The organism is Aquiluna sp. KACHI24, from assembly GCF_025997915.1.
Taxonomy (GTDB): Bacteria; Actinomycetota; Actinomycetes; order Actinomycetales; family Microbacteriaceae; genus Aquiluna.
Genome location: NZ_AP026677.1, coordinates 512,597 through 532,935, shown reverse-complemented (window position 1 = coordinate 532,935; position 20,339 = coordinate 512,597). Strand labels below are relative to the sequence as shown.

The following is a 20,339-nucleotide window of genomic DNA, read 5'->3' as shown; positions in this document are numbered from 1 at the left end:
AATACCTCGGAATAATTTGGTGAATTTGATGCTCTAACCTTATCTAAGATGACAAATCAATCCACGGACTTCAATCTGTTTGGCGCAGATGCGCTCAAGGCCGCATTCCGACGCCACGCTTCAGGTGTGGCAATCATCACTGCCAGCACAGAGGACGGTGTTCCGATTGGATTCACTGCAACATCGGTAACCTCACTTGGTTCCAACCCGCCATTGGTCTCTTTCAACATCGCCCAAGGCTCTTCTTCATACGCACACTTAGTTGAGGGAGCGAATGTTGCGATCCACACCTTGACAACCGAAAACCTTGCGCTGTCTCAAAAACTTGCGGGACCCAAAGAAGATCGGTTCAAAGACGTTGAGTACAGCCTGGTATCGGGTGTGCCAGTTTTTCCCCAGACCTCTGCGGTGCTGTTGGGAAAGGTGCGGACAAGGCTCGAAGTTGCGGCAAACGCGGTCGTGGTTGTTGACGTGATCAGCGGGTTTGAAAACTCCGAGGCAGAGCCGCTTCTCTACTACCGTCGCGGCTACCTAACAACTGGTGAGCGACTAGCCGACAACTACTAATCGACTGCATCAGGGCCTAGCAGGGCCTTGAGCTCTCCGAACAAATCGTGTCCTACCGCTACTCGTTGAGGAAGCAAGAAATGCTTGACGGCTGACCCGATCAGTTTGACTTGAACCTCCACTGGTCCTGGGTGGGTATCCAGAATTTCACCCAATTTACCCAGGATGGTCTTGTTTGCCATGGACTCCTTGATTGCAAGCCTGAGGACGCCACCTTGCTCACGACCGGCATCCAAAACTTCAATCGAGAATGCCTGAAGTGTCACCTCTTCATCGCGTCTTGAAATTCGCCCGCGAATGGCGACTGTTTGGTCGGCAATCAAGAGCTCGCGGTTTTCTAGGTAGGTCTTACCCATGAACATCACTGAAATTTCGCCAGAGAAATCCTCCAGCGTCACTTGACCGTAGGGGTTCCCAGAGGTTCTGGCGACGCGGTGGGCAACCTGAGTAATCAAACCCGCAATGGTGACCGTCTCTCCGTCTTTGAGCTGGGTCTCACGAAGCGCAATGACGCCCATATCCGAGTGCCGCATCAGAAGGGCTTCCATGCCAGCCAGAGGGTGATCCGAGACGTAAAGACCCAGCATCTCGCGCTCATGCGATAGCAGGTCACGTTTGGTCCACTCTGGAAGAGTAGGCACCTCAATCACGGCTGGATCCTCTTCTAAAAGATCGCCGAAGAGATCCATCTGGCCAGATGCCTGCTGCTTCTTCAAAACCACTGCTGAGTCAATTGCCTCTTCGTGAATTGCAATCAGAGACCTGCGGGTGTGTCCAAGTGAGTCAAAGGCTCCAGCCTTAATGAGAGATTCGACAACGCGCTTCGAGGTGGCCTGCTGACCGACTCGCGATAGGAAGTCGTGGAAAGAGGTGAACTTTCCAGCTTGACGAGCCTCGACAATCGCATCGACTACGTTTTTGCCAACGTTTCGGATTGCACCTAGACCAAATCGAATGTCATCACCTACCGCAGCAAAAACACCAATTGATTCACTGACGTCCGGCGGTAGCACCTTGATACCCATCTTGCGACATTCATTGAGGTAGATCGCAAGCTTGTCCTTCGAATCACCAACGCTTGTAAGCAACGCCGCCATGTACTCGGCTGGGTAATTGGCTTTGAGATAAGCGGTCCAGTAACTAAGCACGCCGTAACCCGCTGAGTGAGCCTTATTGAACGCGTAGTCGGCAAATGGAAGCAAAGTCTCCCAGAGGGCCTTGATCGCGTCTTTGGAGTAGTTGCGCTCTTGCATACCAGCACTGAAAATTTCGTACTGCTTTTCCAGCTCCTCAGGCTTTTTCTTTCCCATGGCTCGACGCAGCAGGTCTGCTTGACCCAGCGAGTATCCGGCCACTTTTTGAGCGGCCGCCATAACCTGCTCTTGGTAGACAATCAGTCCATAGGTGGGGCCCAAGATCTCGCGAAGCGGTTCTTCGAGTTCTGGATGCACTGGCTCGGACTGCTGCTGCCCATTCTTACGCTGGGCATAGTTGATGTGAGAGTTCATGCCCATGGGACCCGGGCGATAAAGCGCAATTACTGCTGATATGTGCTCGAATTCCGTTGGTTTTAGCTGACGAAGTAGCTGTCGCATGGCGTCACCATCGAGCTGAAAAACACCCAGTGTGTCACCACGAGAGAGTAGCTCGAAGGTCTTTTCGTCGGCGTTGAGGTCGAGCTCCTCCAACACAACACTCTCGCCACGGTTTTGCCGGATGTTCTCTAGAGCGTCATCCAAGACAGTTAGGTTTCTAAGACCCAAGAAGTCCATCTTTAGAAGACCTAGATCTTCACAAGGGGGTTGATCGAACTGCGTGATAATCGCGCCGTCTTCTTCGCGCTTCATGATGGGGATAACATCCATCAGTGGCTCTGCCGACATGATCACACCTGCAGCGTGAACTCCCCATTGGCGCTTCAGAGATTCAAGGCCTTGAGCGAGATCAAAGACTCGCTTTGACTCCTCATCATTCTCGATGATCTCCCTGAATTCAGCCGCCTCAGAGTAGCGTTCGGCAGCGGGATCGATCAATTCATTAAGCGACACATCGCGTCCGAGCACCATCGGAGGCATCGCCTTCGTGAGCTTCTCCCCAACGGCATATGGCATGGCCAAAACCCGAGCAGCATCCTTCAATGCCTGTTTGGCCTTGATGGTTCCGAAGGTGACGATCTGAGCCACTCGGTCATCGCCGTACTTCTCCGTGACGTAACGGATGACTTCCGGTCTGCGACGATCGTCGAAGTCGACATCGATATCAGGCATTGAGAGTCGCTCTGGGTTCAAAAAACGCTCGAAGATCAGATCGTGCTCCAGCGGATCAAGTTCCGTGATACCAAGGGCGTAAGCGACGATTGAACCTGCAGCCGATCCTCGTCCGGGACCTACGCGAATGCCTTGGGATCGGGCCCAGGAGATGAAGTCGGCCACTACCAGGAAGTAACCTGGGAAGCCCATTCGAACTATGACATCGAGTTCATAGGCGGCCTGCTCGCGGTGCTTGTCGGAGTAACCGTTTGGGAATCGACGATCCATTCCGCGCCAAACCTCTTTGGCCAACCAATCAGCCTCAGTCTCCCCCTCCGGAACCGGGAACCTTGGCATGAGGTCCCGCTTTTCAAAATTCACTTCGGAGCGCTCTGCAATCAACAAAGTGTTGTTGGCAGCCTCGGGTAGGTCCTTGAAGAGCTCCCGCATTTGCGCAGCAGACTTTAGGTAGTACTCCTGAGATTCGAACTTGAAGCGGTTTTGGTCATAGATATTTGAACCAACCTGGACACACAGCAGCGCGTCGTGGGCCTCGTGGTCCTCCTGATTTGTGTAGTGCAAATCATTAGTTGCAACCAGAGGGAGGCTCAAGTCCTTTGCCAAACGCAGTAGGTCGTCACGAACACGCTTCTCGATTGAGAGGCCGTGATCCATAACCTCGACGAAAAAATTGCCCTCACCGAAGATGTCCCTGAACTCCGCTGCAGTTCGAATGGCCTCGTCGTACTGACCCAGGCGCAGTCGGGTTTGCACCTCTCCACCGGGGCAACCCGTGGTCGCGATCAAACCCTTGCCGTATTTATTGAGAAGCTCGCGGTCCATGCGCGGCTTGAAGTAGTAACCCGAAAGATATGCCTCGGAGGATAGCCGGAAGAGATTTTGCATCGAGGCGTTATCGGTTGACCACATGGTCATGTGGCTATAGGCACCACCACCGGAGACGTCGTCATCTCCCCCATCGGCCCATCGAACCTTGGATTTTTCGAGGCGAGACCCAGGAGCCACGTAGGCTTCGATACCAATAATCGGCTTTATGCCCTGAGCCTTCGCCTGTTTCCAGAATTCATACGCTCCGTGAGTATTGCCATGGTCGGTCATCGCTATGGCAGGCATGCCAAGCTCGACTGCCTTCGCAATCAGCTTTTTGACCCGCGCTGCCCCATCGAGCATCGAATACTCGGTGTGATTGTGCAGGTGAACAAAAGACTCGCTCAAACCCGCTCCTAGTTGATAGGCCTAAATCCTAAAGCCGAAAATCGGTATCCCTGAGTTTGCCGAGAGCGAGTTCCAGATCCGCGGGATAATCAGATTCAAATTCAACCCAGTCTCCGCTAATCGGGTGTGCAAAGGCCAACTTCTTGGCATGTAGCCACTGCCTATCAAGACCCAAGGCTGAAGCTAGTTTGGGGTCCGCCCCATAGAGCGGATCCCCTACCAGAGGGTGCCTAAAGTGAGAGAAGTGCACGCGGATTTGGTGCGTTCTGCCAGTCTCAAGCCCGACCTCCATCAAGGCCGCTGCCGGCAGCAGTTCAATGGTTTTATAGTGTGTAACCGCGTGCTTACCTTCGGCTGAAATCGTGAACTTATAGTCATGGCGCTGACTCCTAGCAATCGGAGTATCGATGGTTCCCGAGGCTGGCTCCGGATGCCCTTGGGCCAGGGCGTGGTAGGTCTTCTTCACCGTCCTATCCCTGAACGCTTGTTTGAGGACAGAGTACGCGCGCTCCGACCTAGCCAGCACCATCAAACCGCTAGTGCCCACATCAAGACGCTGCACGATCCCCTGTCGCTCCTGAGCGCCTGAGGTGGAAAGGGTAATACCCCTGGAGAGCAGCACTCCGGCGACGCTTGGGCCTTCGAACCCAACTGAAGGGTGCGAGACCACCCCGGCAGGTTTGTTGATAACGACGATGTCGTCGTCAAGATAGACAATCTCAAGCTCTGGAACATCGGCTGCAACTATCTCCAAACTTTGGACTGGTCGCTCATCTAGCTCAACCTCGATGATCATCTCCACCGAAAGTCGATCGGACTTACCCAAAGCTCCAAACTGAGATCTGACCAAGCCAGCTTCAATCAGGTCAATCACCTTGGTTCTAGAAAGGCCAAGCATTTTTGCGATTGCCGCATCGGCTCTTTCGCCTGCTAGCAGATCCGGAACTGGGAGGAATTTACTCACCCCTGCCGCCGCCAATCTCATCGCCTCTGAGGGTCCGCAGCATGGCCAGAGTGATGCCAATCACGAGGAACGAATCAGCCAAGTTGAAAATTGGGAAATTGAACGGAATCTGGATGAAATCAACCACGTGCCCTGAGAAGAAAGCCGGCTCCTTGAATACCCGATCCACCCAGTTGCCAGCTGCCCCACCAAGAACCAAACCAGCAATGACTGCCCAGATGGTGGTCTTGGCCTTAGGTCCGTACCAAAGAAGCAACAGCACCGCCACCGAAGAAATGAGCGCCAGGATCCACGTTGCACCGAAGCCCAGCGAGAATGCCGCCGCTTCGTTGTAGGCAAGGCGAAACCGCAACAAGTCGCCCATTACATTTACGACGCTTCCGTCCGACAAAAAATGCTCAGCGGCATACTTCGTGAACTGATCTAGGAAGACAGTCGAAAAGCCAATCGAATAAACCCAGCGGGCTGAGGAGCTAGTTGCGCTCACTCAGTTCGGTTTCTTCTTCGTCTTCCTCTGATGCCTCAGCCTCAACCGCAGTTGCAACTACAGCGGCTGCAGCTGCGCTTTCGAGCTCGATCTTCGCCGCTGCCTCAAGAGGCTGCTCGAAGGACTCCTCGCGGACCAAGGTCTGCAGTTGGTTCTCGATGTAGTCGCGCAGCCGGGCACGGTAGTCGTGCTCGAATTCACGAAGCTCGTCGATGGTGTTCTCGATTGCACGGCGGTCAAGCTCAAGCTGTCCGATTACTGCACGAGCCTGAGCCTCAGCATCGCGGACTAGACGAGTGGCCTGCTCTTGGCCGTCTCGGATTAGCTGGTCGCGCTTGGTAAGACCTTCGCGAACGTGCTCCTCGTGTAGCTTGCGAGCAAGCTCCAAAAGACTGTGCGAGTTCTGAGCATCTGAGGCCGATGGCACTGCCGCAGCGGCGACAACGGATGCTGCAGGGTAGGAAGGAGCGGCTGCAGGAGCCTCCTCAGCGCGAGCCTGGGCTGCTGCCAACTTGGCCTTTAGCTCTTCGTTCTCTTGGCTTAGGCGGCGGAATTCAACGGCCACCTCGTCCAGGAAGTCATCTACCTCGTCCTGGTCGTAACCCTCACGGAACTTGGTTTGCTGAAATCTCTTGTTGACTACATCCTCGGGCGTCAGCGCCATTTGGTGCACCTTCCTAACAGGGTCGCTCAAAGCAACGAACACCATGTTATTTGACTAAAGGGCGGCTGCCAAACTCCGGAGGAAAAGTACCGCTATGAGCACAATCGTGAAGGCAAGATCAAGAGCAACTGGCCCAAGTCTCACTGGTGGTACGAATCGACGAACAAACTTCAAAGGCGGATCAGTGATTGTGTAAACAAAATCCAAAACAGGGAGCAGGATGCCCGGGGGTCTCCAAGAGCGATTCACGCTCATGATGAGGTCCACAACAAAGCGCGCCATCAAAACGTAGAAGTAAATTTGAAGCGCGAAAGCTAAGAGGCTGCCCAGAAGACCCATGGGCTAGTTCATTAGGTCTTCGCTGGTCTCTTCCTCAGAGTCTGAGTCGGAAATCGCAACGTGTGCCGGGGTGAGCAGGTATACCTTCGGGGTGACTCGCTTCAGCGAGCCCTCAAGGCCTTCCTTGAGTCCAATCATGAAGTCGAGCATGCGCTTGGCCTCAGGCTCGCTCAGGGCTGCAATATTTACGATTACCGGCACGCCCTGACGGAAGTTCGCGGCGACATCCTTGCCGTCGGCGTATGACTGAGGGTCGATGGTGACAATCTCTGACATGTCAGAGGAGCGTCGACGAGTGACTGGGCGAGGCTTTGCAGCAGATTCCGAAACAGGTGCCTCAGAGCCACCAAATCCGAAGAATGTCATTACTGAATTCATTACGCCCATGAATACTCCTTAGTTCCTCTCAAGACTAGGCTCAATAAGACCGCGGGCCCGTTATTTTGGACCCAACCCGAATGTGTGTCGCGCCAAGTTCTAGCGCAACCTGATAGTCCTCGCTCATTCCCATTGAAAGCGAGCGGGCTTCTGGAGCAATCGTCAAGAAGCGATGCTGCAGCTCCAAGACCCTCTCAAATTCCGATCTCGGTTCCTCTCCCAAGCCTGCAACCGCCATCAAGCCCTGTAGTTGAATCTCGGGCACTTTGAGCACTTCCTCGGTGAGCGCTTCCAGATTCGCCGGCATTACTCCACCACGACCTGGATCCCCTGTCAGATTCAGTTCGATAAACCCCTGCACCGTGCGCCCTAGTTTTGGTAGCTGCTTAGCCAGCTCTTGAACCAGAGAGGACCTGTCAATCGAGTGGATCGCCGAGGCATAGCGCAACACGGATTTCACCTTGTTGGTTTGAAGCTGACCAATGAAATGCCAGTTGAGCGAGTTGTGGGGTCGCAACTCCTGAGTAGCCAGATACTTTGCGCTAGCCTCTTGGTCACGATTTTCGCCAACATTCATGCATCCCAGGTCAACCAACTCGGCTACCAATTCGGCAGGGTGATTCTTAGTCACCACGATCAAGGTGGCCGGACCAAAAGCCGAAGGGGCCTTGGCCACATCGGCCAAGACCCTTTCGTAACGTTCTTTTAGGCTCAACGGAAGAACTCAGGGAGATCTAGGTCATCCCCGAATCCGTTGTTGGAGGAAACCGAGACCTCAACCGGCTCAAATCCCTGGAACTCAGTCACAGTCTCGGCTGCGACCTCTTCTGCAGCCACTTCTTCAGTGCTGCTAGCCACAGCGGTAGAGGCTGCCGCTGCGAGTGCAGCCTGGCCCAGTGCAGCAGCGTCAAAGCGGCGGTAAGTTGGCTCACCACCATCAAAGCCGGCGGCGATTACGGTGATGCGAACCTCGTCACCGAGAGTGTCTTCAATGGTTGCACCAAAGATGATGTTCGCCTCTGGGTGGACGGCCTCTTGAACTAGGCGAGCAGCATCGTCGATTTCGTGCAGACCTAGGTCTGAAGCACCTTGAATCAGCAGAAGTACTCCGTGAGCACCCTCGATGGTTGCCTCCAGTAGTGGTGAGGAAACTGCGATCTCGGCAGCGCGGACAGCACGATCCTCACCCTTTGCGGTTCCGATACCCATGAGGGCGGATCCTGCACCCTGCATAACTGACTTGACATCGTTGAAGTCGAGGTTGATTAGTCCTGGCACGACAATTAGGTCGCTGATGCCCTGAACACCGGCTCGAAGAACATCATCGGCGGTCATGAAGGCCTCGATGGCGGAAATCTTCTTGTTAGACATTTCAAGCAGACGCTGGTTGGGAACCACGATCAGGGTATCTACCTCGGCACGAAGTGCCTTGATGCCCTCGTCGGCCTGAACAGCACGACGCTTGCCTTCAAAATTGAACGGTCTGGTGACAACACCGACAGTCAAAGCACCGAGGCGGCGGGCGATTCTTGCAACAACCGGTGCAGCACCGGTTCCGGTTCCGCCACCCTCGCCTGCGGTTACGAAGACCATGTCTGAGCCTTTCAGAGCTGACTCAATCTCATTCTCGTGCTCCTCAGCGGCACGACGACCGACTTCAGGGTCGGCTCCGGCGCCGAGGCCACGAGTGATGTCGCGACCAATGTCCAACTTGACATCAGCATCGCTCATTAGAAGCTGCTGGGCGTCAGTGTTTACGGCTACGAACTCAACTCCGCGAAGACCAGATTGGATCATGCGGTTCAGAGCGTTTACTCCACCGCCACCAACGCCTACGACCTTGATGACTGCTTGATAGTTCGGTGCCTGTGACACTTTTGCCTCCTGTTGAGAAAACCCTCAAGTTAAGGCTGAGGCTTAACTTTTGTTCAGGTTTTCAAATTGCGCGAAGAAGTTAGAGCGCTGGGGCCAAATCGGAACCTATCGGCTCGGGCGTGTCGCAAACAGGCTCAGTAATTTGGGTAGGTAACCACTGGCGCATTTGGCGATGAAACGTCAACCACAACCGACTCTCTAAGGCCCGTCTTGAGAAGTGTCATCAAGACTTCATTCTTAAGCAGGGCTTGTTTGGTATCGCCCCAGATAACGGTGATGTTTGACTTCTTCAAAACCAAGTTGGTGGTGAGCTGCTCTGACACCTCAATCGAATAAACCCGCTGATAGGTCTTTACGGGAAGCGACAGCAACACCTCCATTGCCGTTTTGAACTGCGGGTTATCTTTTGGATTGCCCTTTAGATTCAGATACGGAAGCTTTACGGCAGCATCGGTTTGCTCAATTTGAACCCCGGCGGCATCGTAGAGATAGTTTTTTCCAGACCGAACTAAAACCACGATTGGCTGACGCTCTCGGATTTTGACATTTAGAGTGTGCGGTGGCTCGGCCTGAATGGCAAAGGTCTCAATCAAGGGGAAATCCGCCAGCAGCTCTGCGACCTCAACCTCTGAGATAGTGGTGAGAGGTCTGCCATCCAGGCTCTCCAGTGCCTTCGAAATCTTCTTAGGCTCAAGTCGCTGGGTACCGGAAATAGTGATCTTTTCGATTGCCAAAAGCGGCGTAAAGAAAGTCGCTGCAACCAAACCAACCAAGACAAGTGGTGCCACAACCATGAATATTCGAGCAAACAGGGCAAACGGGCCGAGGTTTGACTTTGGCTTGGAGCGCTTGGTTCTACCGATGCGCTTGCGCTCTTTGGCCAGCAGCTCTCGCTCTGGCTTTTTCACTTCTCTAGAGCCTCGAGGAGCTCAGGAACCATCTTGTAGACATCGCCACAACCCATGGTCATGATGAAATCACCCTTGGTTGCCAATGCGGCGGCGGCGGCCGGCGCATCCTCCCAAAGTGGCACGTAGTGGACTTTCCCCTGATCAGAGAATCGGTCGGTAATCAGTGCCCCAGTAACGCCAGGCTCGGGATCCTCGCGTGCCGCGTAAACATCCAGCACTACAACCTGGTCACTGAGGGATAGGGCCTCTGCAAATTCCTGGGCAAAAATGCGAGTTCTGGAATACAAATGTGGCTGGAAAACAGTGATTAGCTTTCCAGTTCCAACCGCTGCCCTGGCAGCTCTAAGGGCAGCTGCAACCTCGGTCGGATGGTGGGCAAAGTCGTCATAAACCTTTACCCCCCTGCGCTCGCCATGTAACTCGAACCTGCGTACTGTTCCACCAAAGGTGGCGACGGCATTTGCAGCTTGCGCAAAGTCAAAACCGTGTCCAACCAATACGGCTACTGCTCCAGCAGCGTTTAGGGCGTTGTGTGCGCCAGGGATGCTTAGTTGGACCGGAACCTTGGTGCCTTGGTAACCAAGTGTGAACTTGACCTGAGGTCCAGAGGCATCGATCTCACTAACTTGAACATCCGCTGATTCGGCCTCACCGAAGGTGAGCACCCGCCCATGACTAAGGCGTGCACTCACGCGAACCGCTCCAGGGTCATCTGATGAGATGACAACTAGATTCGAAGCAGCATTAGCAAACTTGACGAACTCCCCCTCAAATGCTTCGAGAGAGCCAAAATGGTCGAGGTGATCCGGGTCAACATTGGTGATCAGGACCGTGTCGGTTTGGTAGTGAAGGAATGAGCTGTCTGACTCATCTGCCTCAATGACGAAGTGCTCCCCCGACCCGAAATTGCTCGATGCACCATAGGCCTGAATCACTCCGCCGTTTACGAAGCTTGGATCTGCACCCAAAACATCGAGCGCGGTGACCACCATGCCGGTAGAGGTGGTTTTTCCGTGCGCACCCGCAACCGCAATCAGCTTTCCTGTCGAAGCAAGGTGCGCCAACATGGCAGAGCGGTGCAGCACAGGCAGTCCGCGTTCCTTCGCCAATAGATACTCCGGGTTAGTCGGCCAAAGCGCGCTGGTGACAACGACTGTGTCGGCATCTCCTAGGTTCTTGGCATCGTGACCGATCGTGATAATTGCGCCAAGTTTTCTTAGCTGCGTGATGTTGTCGCTGTCACGAACATCGCTACCGGTGACCTGATGCCCCATGCCGAGCAGAAGTCTTGCAAGGCCGGACATGCCAGACCCACCAATACCTACAAAGTGAACTTTGCCTAAGTCTTCTGGAACCGGCTGCGAGTAATCAGGCTTAATCATTGAACTAAGTATTCACCGCATCCAGGACCAAGTCCCTAAGGCGAAGGGTGCTGTCGGGAATTCCCATGGTTTTTGCAGACGCTGACATCCTCTTCAAGGTAGCTGAATGAGAGATCAGCGGAATCACTTCAGCCTCAATAAATTCGGCGTCAAAATCCTTATCGAGCCGAACCAATCCCCCGCCCGCCTCACAAACGGTCACGGCATTGAACTCCTGCTCACCATTGCCAACCGGGTATGGGACGTAGACCGCGGGCAGTCCGACTGCACTGAATTCCGAAACCGTGGAGGATCCGGCTCGTGAAATTGCAAAATCGCTCGCCGCGATAGCAACATCCATGCGATCGCAATAGGTCATCGAGCGGTACCCCGGCTCCTGTTTGGCTACGTGCTCTGATTTATCGCCGAGAATGTGCAGAACCTGAATCCCGGCCGCCTTCAACTTCGGGAGGGACTGCACGACCGCATCGTTGATGCGCTTTGCTCCAAGTGACCCACCGGTAACCAAAAGAGTTGGCAGAGATGGGTCTAGCCCCAATTCAACCCTGGCCTGACCTTTGTCATAACCCGCGACCGAATCGACGATTTCAGGTCTAATCGGCATGCCGGTTATCGCCCCTGAGAGATCACTGTTTTGGTATGTGATCGCCACAAATTTGGTAAGTCGAGCACCGATCCGATTAGCAATTCCTGCCCGAGCATTTGCCTCATGGATCACCAGGGGTTTTCTCGATAGAAATGCTGCCAGGTATGCAGGCGCGGAGGCGTAGCCCCCGAATCCAACCACCGCGTCAATTCGATATTTCGCAAGCAGGCCCATCACATCAAAGGTTGCCTTCAAAAAGCGAAACGGGAAGGCAATGGCCTTTAGGTTGAGCCTTCTTGGAAATGGCAATCTAGCTATGGTCAATAACTCAAATCCACGCTCTGGAACCAGCCTCGACTCCAGACCCTCCTTGGTACCGAGAGCAAACACCTCGTGATCCTCTGCCCTGAGTTGCTGAGCAAGGGCGAGCAATGGGTTAACGTGTCCGGCAGTTCCTCCACCGGCGAGCAAAAACCTGGTCATCTTCTGGAGCGCCCTGGATTCGTGACTCGGTCGCGCTCAACAGCCAGAACGACACCAATTGCAGCCATGGTCGAAATCAGCGATGAGCCTCCGGCGCTAACGAGTGGCAAAGGGACACCCAGAACCGGGAAGACCCCCAACACGACACCGATGTTGATAAACGCCTGCATTGAAATCCAAACCATCACGGCAGCCACGAGGTTTCGACTAAAGCTGTTGGTTTGGTTCTTCGCTATCGCAAACAGGGTCACTGCCAAGGCGGTGAAAAGCAGAATGACAAAGAGTGCTCCGATTAGGCCAAGCTCCTCGCCGATGATGGCGAAGATAAAGTCGTTTTGAACCTCAGGGATCCAGGACCATTTCATCTTGGAGCGCCCAAGTCCGGTTCCAAAGATGCCACCGTGAGCCAATGCCCAGGTGCCGTGCTCATATTGCCACCTAACGCCCATGGGGTCGGCTTCATCTGGATTGAGCCAGGCCGAGAAACGGGCCGCGCGGGATGGGGACATAATCACTAGTACCACGGCGGCCATCGAGCCCATTGCCATCAGGGTTAGCCAACTGGAGAGCTTCATGCCGGCGAATAAGAACAGTCCAGCCAGGGTCACCAACATGACAACGCCGGTACCCATGTCCTTACCCAGCAAAACAACCAAAACCAAAGCAATGCCGCTGTAGGCGAAGACCCTGGTCCAGATTTGCCTATTTTCCATTTCGTCTGGTCCAAGTTGGGCGAGCATCAGGCTGAAGGCGATGATCAGTCCTAGCTTCAGAAACTCCGAAGGCTGAATCGACACAAATCCAAGATCCAACCAGTTCTTGTTTCCGTTGATCTCGCTACCAAAAAGCACCGTGGCAAGCTGCAGACCCAGGGTTGAAAGCAATAGGAGGTTCGCGATGCGCTTATAGAAGGCAAGCGGCAGGTTCGATGCGATGACTAAGGAAAGTGCACCAATCAAAGCAAAGCCACCCTGTCTCACAAAGGTGGATGCAGCATTTGAGGTGTTCTTGAACGCATCTACTGTTGATGCAGAAGCCACCATGGCGAGCCCTAGCACGCCAATTATCGCGGTCAGGCCAAGCAGGAAATAGAACTCTCTGGACTGCGCCCTGAAGCGCGGTCTAATCGCAGACTTCAAATCAGTCATTGCCATCTAACCCCCTCACCGCCTCTTGAAACTGATTGCCACGGTCCTCGTAATCTCGGAATTGGTCCATCGATGCCGCGGCGGGAGCCAGCAGCACGGTATCTCCGGCAATGGCTAACTGGGACGCAGCTCGAACCGCCTCAACCATGGTCTGATCTCCCGTTATTACCCTCACAGGTAATTCTGGAATCAGAGTCCTGAAAAGCTCCTCCAAAACCTGCGTGTCCTTGCCAATCACCACGCAACCCCGGAGTCGATCGGCATGCTTTTCAATCAACGGCTTTGGGTCCACCCCTTTCAAAAGCCCCCCGGCAATCCAGACCACAGAGTCAAAGCTCGAGAGTGAGGCGTCAGCGGCGTGTGCGTTAGTTGCCTTTGAATCATCCACGTATGTGACACCCGCTCGCTCCGCGACCAATTCGATGCGGTGACCGGCCAGGCGAAAGTCTTTCAGTGCACGCCGAATCGAGCTGGCTTCAACACCAACTGCCCGCGCCAGCGCCGTTGCGGCAGCGATATTTGCCTTGAGATGTTCGCTCAAGACCCCGAAGCCGGCCAGATCTTCAGCGGAGCAGATTTCTAGGGCTGCCTCGTGACGATTCTCGATAAAGGCTCTGTCGACCAAGAACTCCTCGACATACCCAACCATGGAGCGAGCCGGCATTCCAGTTGTGAAGCCGATTGCTCGACAGCCTTCAATTACATCCGCCTCTTCGGCAGCCTGGCGGGTCTTTTCATCCTGCACGTTGTAGACGATGGCGATCTCGGCGTCTTGATAAATCTTGGCCTTGGCTTGGTGATAGGCGGTTTCAGAACCATGCCAGTCATAGTGATCTTCGGCGAGATTCAAAAATGCCGCAGCCTTCGCCCCTAGGGAATGGGAGTAGTGAAGCTGAAAACTAGAGAGCTCAACAACCAGGTAGTCATAGCCCTGTGGCTCACGAACCACATCCAAGATCGGGGTCCCAATATTTCCGCAGGCGACTACTCGCTTGCCGTCGGCAAGCAGCATGGCCTCGGTGAGCTGAGTTGTAGTGGTTTTTCCGTTGGTCCCGGTGATTGTGATCCAGTCAGGTCGTTTTACCTTGTCGCCAAGGCGATAAGCCAAATCAATGTCGGTAAAGATCTCCAGATTGGACTCTGTTAGCTTTTGGACAAGCGGATGCGACGGGGCAAAACCTGGAGACACTACAGCAAAGTCAAACTGGCTTGGGTCAAGCGCCTCAGCGGAGTCCGATCGGATCAACTCTGCGCCGATTACATCCAGCAACTCGGCTAGCTCAGGCTCTGCTTTTGCGGCAAAGACCGTGACCTTTGAACCCAATTCGACAAGAGTGTCGGCAACTGAAAAACCGGATTTACCAAGCCCCAATACCGCGACTTTGAAATCCCAACTAGCGTGCCAGGTGTTTGGGATCATCAGATTCCGTAGATCCATTCAAAGTAGAACAGCCCCACACCCGCACTCACACAGAGGGCTGCGATAATCCAAAACCGGACCACAATCGTGACCTCAGCCCAGCCCTTCAATTCAAAATGGTGATGCAGCGGCGACATCTTGAATACGCGTTTTCCAACCCCGGTGCGCCACTTAGTGAGCTTGAAGTAGCCACGCTGGATGATGACCGAGCCGGTGACAATCACAAAGATGCCGCCAATCAGAATTAAAAGCAGTTCGGTTCTCGAGAGAACAGCTAAGGCTGCCAACGCACCGCCAAGACCAAGGGAACCGGTGTCGCCCATGAACAGCTGAGCCGGAGAGGTGTTCCACCACAAAAAGCCCACACAGGCTCCGACAATTGCAGCCGCTACGACTGCTAGGTCCAGCGGGTCACGCACTTCATAGCAGGCTGCGATGTTTTCAACTGCAGTTCTACAGCTCTGATTGAACTGCCAAAAACCGATAACCACATAGGCACCTATGGCCATAATTACGGACCCGGTAGCTAGCCCATCCAAGCCATCCGCGATGTTCACGCCGTTGGAGGTTGATGCGACCAGGAAGTAGATCCAAACGATGAAGAGCAGCATTCCGATGGTTGAGCCCCAGAAAAAGAGGTCAATCGGGAGATCTCTGAATAGAGAAATTTGGGTAGATGCTGGGGTGAGATTTCGATCATTCGGGAACTGCAGTGCCAAAATCGCGAAAGCAACGGCCACCACGCCCTGGCCGGCAATTTTGGCCCACCCTGTAAGACCCAGACTTTGCTGTTTTCTGACTTTGAGGAAGTCATCGATGAAGCCAACCGCTCCAAGACCCAGCATCATCAATAGCACCAGCAAAGCCGAGACTGAGGGAGTCTCGTCGTTCGCGAACTTAGCCAGAAAGTATCCGACTACAGCAGCGAAGAGGATTACCAAACCGCCCATGGTTGGAGTGCCGCGCTTGATGTGGTGAGACTGCGGACCATCGTCACGGATGAACTGGCCCCACTGCAGTCGCTTGAAAGCCCAAATAAAACCAGGGGTAAGAAAAAGACTAATAAACAGCGCGATCGCACCGGCCATCAATAGGGCTCTCATGCAACACCTGCCAATTCGTCTCCCAGATACCTAAGGCCAGAGACGTTGCTGGATTTGACCAGGACAATGTCTCCCGAGGTTAGCTTGTCATTGATAGCCTCAAAAGCAGCCGAGGCATCCTCAAATAACTCAGATTCACCATCCCAGCTCCCCTCTTGAGTAGCGGACATGTGAATCAGTTTGGCGTTAGCTCCAACCACATAAAGCTTGTCAATGTTGTATCTAACGACCAGTCGACCCAGTGCTTCATGCTCAGAGTTTGAATACTCACCAAGCTCTGCCATGTATCCCAAGATTGCAACCGTGCGATGCCCTTGTCTACCCAGGGTTGCCAGGGTTTGCAAAGCGGCTCGCATGGAATCAGGGCTCGCGTTGTAGGCATCATTGATTATCAGAACACCGTCGCTTCGAAGAATCGGCTGCATCCTCCAACGCTCTGCAAGCTCGAGGTGTTCTAGAGAACTAATGGCACCATCGCGCTCTACCCCTAGAAGGTCTGCGACGGTCAGCGCAGCTGCGGCGTTCATCGCCTGATGCTCACCCAAAATTTTGAGAGCGAAGGATTTTGTGTCTCCGTCTGGGTAACGGAACTGAATCTTGGTGCCAGCGATTGTCACGCTCGCCGAAACCAGCTGGTACCCAGCATCGTCGCTATAGCCAAAGCCCACTTTTTGAACCGAACTAAGCGGTTCAAAATCGCTCACCACTGGGTCATCAAAGTTCAAGACAGCAGCCTTGGTAATAAACGGCATCATTTCCGCTTTGATCTTCGCGGTTTGCTCTACGCCACCAAATGCGCCGGCATGAGCCAGTCCAACCTTTAGCTGAACGCCGATATCTGGTTTACACCAGCTCGCGAGCTTTTCGATGCTGCCTAGCCCCGCTGCTCCCATCTCCAACACGAGAAATTTGGTCTCTGGAGTGAGCTCTAGGACGGTGAGCGGTAATCCAACCTCGTTGTTGTAGGAATCTCTCGGGGCGACTGTTGGGGCAACCTCACTCAAAATGGCTCTGAGCATGTTCTTAGTAGAAGTCTTCCCGTTTGAGCCGGTTATTCCTACGACCTGAAGCCCCCGGGCACGCTGTCGCTCCAGAATGTAGCTTGCGAGGGCGGATAGTGCGGTAACGGTATCGGCAACTCTTATTTGATTTAGAGCCAGGTCTTCTCGCGGCTGCATAACAACCGCAAGACCGGCTCGGCCTGCCACTTGTTCAAGATATCGATGACCATCATCATGCTCACCGGGCTTTGCAAAGAAAATATCTCCCGACCCAATCTTGCGAGAGTCGGTGTCGCAGTGACCTAATACAACAGTCTCGGGGTCTCCGACGACCAGCTCTCCCGAGGTTGCCTCGGCAAGCTCAGCTAAGGTCAGGGCAATCATTTCTCCACCAAGTTCTTGGCTATTTCGCGGGCGTCGAAGGCAATTTTCTGCCCTGCAATCTCACGGTATTTTAGGTGCCCCGGACCGCACCACAGCACAGCCTGGTCGCGTGGCGTGGAAGCGATAGCAACGGCAATCGCCTCGGTCGGATCCGAAAGCTCAACAAAGCTCTTCCCCGAGTCGACAAGACCTTCGGCCACGGCAGCCCGAATAGTTGCCGGGTCCTCATCTCTTGGGTGCTGGTCGGTGAGATAGACCCGCTCAGCGGCCGCAGCCGCCCGACCCATCTCAGCCCTCTTGCCGATATCTCGGTTACCCGATGCCCCAAAAACCAAGGTCACCCCTGAATACCGGGATCGGATCTCCTTGACCGCTTGAGCAATGCCATCGGGAGTGTGGGCATAGTCGACATAAACATGCGGCGTGGACTTTGAGACTAGTTCAAGCCTCCCTGGCACTTGATATCCAGCAGGAGCTGCACTGAGTTTTTGGATGTCGAATCCAGCGCAGTGCGCCATAACCAAGGCCAATGCGAAGTTGCGCGCCATCAACTCTCCGGCAGCAAATTCAATTTGAAAGTTGATTTTTCCGCTCAGTGAGAGCTTTCCAGCTTTGTAGGAAAACCCGACATCACCTGAATCGCCCACTGTGGTGACAGGGATGGTCGCGGCCTCGGCAAGTTTTGTGGCGTATTGGTCGGACAGGAAAATAACCCCCTGCTCAGCACGCTGGTTGGTGAAAAGCTGAGCCTTAGCGGCGAAATAGTTCTCCATCGAACCGTAATCATCGAGGTGATCTCGGGTCAGGTTGGTGAAGCCCACCACTGCAAACTTCAAACCATCGACTCGATTTCTAGTGAGTGCCTGGGCAGAGACCTCGATGGCGGCTGTCTCGCCGCCCTCAGCAGCAAAATCTCGCAGCCACTTGCGCAAAGTGGTCAGCTCGGGAGTAGTTAGCGCAGCCGACTTTAGAGCTCTGAGCCCTTGGAATCCCACTGAGGTGGAGAGGGCGCATTTGGCCCCCAGATCACAAATAATTTGATGTAAATAGCTACTCACCGAGGTTTTGCCATTGGTCCCGGTGACGCCAAACAACTTGAGTTCAAGTTCTGGAAAGATTAGGTCGCACACCACACCAATAACTGATTTGGGGTCTGGGTGCACAAGCGCCGGGATGTTAATGTTCACGGCTCTATCGCTCAGAACCGCTGCGGCTCCATTTGAAATGGCCTGCTGCAAAAAGTCCAGCCCGTGATGCCGTTGGCCCTGAATCGCAACAAAAAGATCACCGGGCTCAACCTCGGCAGCTGAAAGCGAGACGCCAGACAATTCAACGTCAACAACATCCGCGGCCAGACCGAGGGAGGCTGCAAGGGCTCTAGTTCCGTTTTTCGACTTCACCGAATGAACCTGACGGGATGTCGCGGGATTTAGTGGTTGAAGGCGGGACGCGGTAGTGCTTTAAGACTTGCTGCATGATCGCCTTGAATACCGGCGTGGTCTTCATAGAGTTTGACTCCCCTACGGGGCGGTAGATGGTGACTCCCACGATGTACTGTGGGTCTTCAATCGGGGCCACTCCGTAAAAGGAGATGGCGAATCGGGATCCATAGCCAGAACCCTGCTGTACCTGTGCGGTTCCGGTTTTGCCGCCGACTCGATAGCCGGGGATGGCTGCGTTTTTACCAACGCCACCAAACTCCACAACCTTCTCCATCAGCTCAAGGGTGTTCTTGGCCTTAGCTGCTGAAAGGACTCTGGTCGAAGTCTGCTTCGGCTTCATGGTGACGGTGCCGTCCTCTAATGCACAGCCCTCGACTAAAACTGGATCCAGCTTGACACCACCGTTTGCAATGGCCTGATAGGCCGCTGCCATCTGAATGCCAGTGACCGAGATTCCCTGACCAAACATGGTGGCGTAGTTGGTCATCTTGTCCCACTCGTCAGCTGGGTGAAGAATGCCGGAGCTCTCGCCCTCGAATCTAAGCGCGGTCTGCTTGCCAAACCCAAATTTCTTCAAATACTCATAGCGAACGTTTTTGTCGATTTGGCGACCGAACTGCACGGTGGCCGTGTTTGAGGAGTATCGAAGCACACCACCAAGTGTTAGGTAGTAGGTCTCGTGACCGAAGCTGTCTTGGACTGAGCCACCAGGAAAATCTAGCTTCAGCGAGTATGGAGCTTTGACCTTGTCTTTCTCGTTTGCGGTGCCAGTATCTAGCACCATTGCGACAGTCAAGGCCTTCATGACCGAACCCGGCTCGAAAGCCGACTGGAAGATTCTGGAGCCACGATCTTGAGCCTTGGAGGCTGAAGGGTCATTCGGATCCACCGAGGGAGCTTCCGCGGCAACAATGATCTTGCCGGTCTTGGCCTCCATGACCACAGCACTAGCCCAGTCAGCAGATAGGTCATTGACGGAGTCAGCCAATACCTGCTGAGCAAAGAACTGCAGGTTTGAGTCAATGGTGAGTTTTAGATTTCCGCCGTTTTGAATCGGTTGGGTCATCACGCTCGATGCCGGAATGCGGACTCCCTCAGCACTTCGCTCGTAAGTCTCCTGCCCATCTACACCGGCGAGACAGGTGTTGTATTGACGCTCAAGACCCGCCAGTGGCTCGCCGTCAGCACCGACAAAGCCAATAAGGTTTCCGGCAACTGCGCCATTTGGGTACAGCCGATCAGCAAACCGATCAAAGTAAATCCATGGCACCTTCAACTCACGAATCGCACTGTAGGTCTCAGCATCGACTCGTTTTGCGAGGTTTGCATACTGTGAGTCGCCGACAAGCTTTGGAGCGATTTCGCTAACGGTTAGACCAAGTAGCTTTGCCAGCTCAATGGCAATTTGCTCCACTGGAACTTCTGTTCGAGTTCCATCCTCCGAGTAGCGAATTACTGGAGCAACGTTCTTTGGGGCGACGTTCACGTCGTAACGAAATACGGTACGTGCAAGAATTTGGCCCGCACTGTCTTGAATCTCACCACGAAGTGCCGTCAGGGTTTGCGTCACCGACCGTCGCTCCATGGACTTTTCTTTGATCTCAGCAGCTTGGACGACCTGGAAATCGACCAGTCGAATGCCAAGCAGTCCTACTAGGCCAAGAGTAAAGAGAATGAAGAACCCAAAGCGTCGGTTCACACTGCGCTGGGAACCCATCGG

18 protein-coding genes are annotated in these 20,339 nt (G+C 54.0%); 1 reads left to right on the top strand and 17 read right to left on the bottom strand.

Annotated elements, in window-relative coordinates; translation table 11 throughout:
- The first annotated feature begins 48 nt into the window (after positions 1 to 48).
- Positions 49 to 567: a flavin reductase family protein gene (locus OO713_RS02710; RefSeq protein WP_264786151.1), complete on the top strand. Its 519-nt coding sequence runs from the start codon at positions 49 to 51 to the stop codon at positions 565 to 567.
- Here the strand turns inward: OO713_RS02710 and dnaE are convergent.
- The 17 genes from dnaE to OO713_RS02625 all read right to left on the bottom strand — a co-directional run bounded on the left by dnaE (position 564) and on the right by OO713_RS02625 (position 20,336).
- Positions 564 to 4,052 (bottom strand): DNA polymerase III subunit alpha, encoded by a 3,489-nt coding sequence (gene dnaE, locus OO713_RS02705; RefSeq protein ID WP_264786150.1) that lies wholly within the window; start codon positions 4,050 to 4,052, stop codon positions 564 to 566. The two genes, OO713_RS02710 and dnaE, sit on opposite strands and share 4 nt — an antisense overlap.
- A 28-nt stretch (positions 4,053 to 4,080) precedes the next feature.
- The gene (locus OO713_RS02700; protein ID WP_264786149.1) at positions 4,081 to 5,016 is read right to left on the bottom strand and encodes an RluA family pseudouridine synthase; all 936 of its coding nucleotides are present in this window, start codon (positions 5,014 to 5,016) and stop codon (positions 4,081 to 4,083) included.
- A complete protein-coding gene (gene lspA, locus OO713_RS02695; protein ID WP_264786148.1) occupies positions 5,009 to 5,503 on the bottom strand; it encodes a signal peptidase II in 495 nt (164 codons plus the stop codon). Before lspA ends, OO713_RS02700 begins: the two co-directional genes overlap by 8 nt.
- Positions 5,490 to 6,167 (bottom strand): DivIVA domain-containing protein, encoded by a 678-nt coding sequence (locus OO713_RS02690; protein WP_264786147.1) that lies wholly within the window; start codon positions 6,165 to 6,167, stop codon positions 5,490 to 5,492. Before OO713_RS02690 ends, lspA begins: the two co-directional genes overlap by 14 nt.
- A gap of 54 nt (positions 6,168 to 6,221) precedes the next feature.
- Positions 6,222 to 6,506, bottom strand: a complete 285-nt coding sequence (locus OO713_RS02685) for a YggT family protein (RefSeq protein ID WP_264786146.1) — start codon at positions 6,504 to 6,506, stop codon at positions 6,222 to 6,224.
- A 3-nt stretch (positions 6,507 to 6,509) separates the two neighbouring features.
- Entirely contained in the window at positions 6,510 to 6,884 is a 375-nt protein-coding gene (locus OO713_RS02680) for a cell division protein SepF (RefSeq protein WP_264786145.1), read from the bottom strand.
- 40 nt (positions 6,885 to 6,924) lie between these two features.
- On the bottom strand, positions 6,925 to 7,599 hold the full coding sequence (locus tag OO713_RS02675) for a YggS family pyridoxal phosphate-dependent enzyme (protein WP_264786144.1): 675 nt from the start codon (positions 7,597 to 7,599) through the stop codon (positions 6,925 to 6,927).
- Positions 7,596 to 8,759, bottom strand: coding sequence for a cell division protein FtsZ (ftsZ, locus tag OO713_RS02670; protein ID WP_264786143.1), 1,164 nt, complete (start codon positions 8,757 to 8,759; stop codon positions 7,596 to 7,598). The genes OO713_RS02675 and ftsZ overlap by 4 nt, the downstream gene beginning before the upstream one ends.
- A gap of 134 nt (positions 8,760 to 8,893) precedes the next feature.
- A complete protein-coding gene (locus tag OO713_RS02665; RefSeq protein WP_264786142.1) occupies positions 8,894 to 9,667 on the bottom strand; it encodes an FtsQ-type POTRA domain-containing protein in 774 nt (257 codons plus the stop codon).
- Entirely contained in the window at positions 9,664 to 11,052 is a 1,389-nt protein-coding gene (gene murC / locus OO713_RS02660) for a UDP-N-acetylmuramate--L-alanine ligase (RefSeq protein ID WP_264786141.1), read from the bottom strand. The genes OO713_RS02665 and murC overlap by 4 nt, the downstream gene beginning before the upstream one ends.
- Positions 11,053 to 11,056: 4 nt before the next feature.
- Positions 11,057 to 12,121, bottom strand: a complete 1,065-nt coding sequence (gene murG / locus OO713_RS02655; protein ID WP_264786140.1) for an undecaprenyldiphospho-muramoylpentapeptide beta-N-acetylglucosaminyltransferase — start codon at positions 12,119 to 12,121, stop codon at positions 11,057 to 11,059.
- Positions 12,118 to 13,275, bottom strand: a complete 1,158-nt coding sequence (locus tag OO713_RS02650; protein ID WP_264786139.1) for a putative peptidoglycan glycosyltransferase FtsW — start codon at positions 13,273 to 13,275, stop codon at positions 12,118 to 12,120. Before OO713_RS02650 ends, murG begins: the two co-directional genes overlap by 4 nt.
- On the bottom strand, positions 13,262 to 14,707 hold the full coding sequence (gene murD, locus OO713_RS02645) for a UDP-N-acetylmuramoyl-L-alanine--D-glutamate ligase (protein ID WP_264786138.1): 1,446 nt from the start codon (positions 14,705 to 14,707) through the stop codon (positions 13,262 to 13,264). The genes OO713_RS02650 and murD overlap by 14 nt, the downstream gene beginning before the upstream one ends.
- Complete coding sequence (mraY, locus tag OO713_RS02640) at positions 14,689 to 15,792, bottom strand: phospho-N-acetylmuramoyl-pentapeptide-transferase (RefSeq protein ID WP_264786137.1); 1,104 nt, start codon at positions 15,790 to 15,792, stop codon at positions 14,689 to 14,691. The genes murD and mraY overlap by 19 nt, the downstream gene beginning before the upstream one ends.
- Entirely contained in the window at positions 15,789 to 17,177 is a 1,389-nt protein-coding gene (gene murF / locus OO713_RS02635; protein WP_264786136.1) for a UDP-N-acetylmuramoyl-tripeptide--D-alanyl-D-alanine ligase, read from the bottom strand. The genes mraY and murF overlap by 4 nt, the downstream gene beginning before the upstream one ends.
- Complete coding sequence (locus OO713_RS02630) at positions 17,174 to 18,577, bottom strand: UDP-N-acetylmuramoyl-L-alanyl-D-glutamate--2,6-diaminopimelate ligase (RefSeq protein ID WP_264786135.1); 1,404 nt, start codon at positions 18,575 to 18,577, stop codon at positions 17,174 to 17,176. The genes murF and OO713_RS02630 overlap by 4 nt, the downstream gene beginning before the upstream one ends.
- Positions 18,555 to 20,336: a penicillin-binding protein 2 gene (locus OO713_RS02625; RefSeq protein WP_264786134.1), complete on the bottom strand. Its 1,782-nt coding sequence runs from the start codon at positions 20,334 to 20,336 to the stop codon at positions 18,555 to 18,557. Before OO713_RS02625 ends, OO713_RS02630 begins: the two co-directional genes overlap by 23 nt.
- Positions 20,337 to 20,339 lie beyond the last annotated feature (3 nt).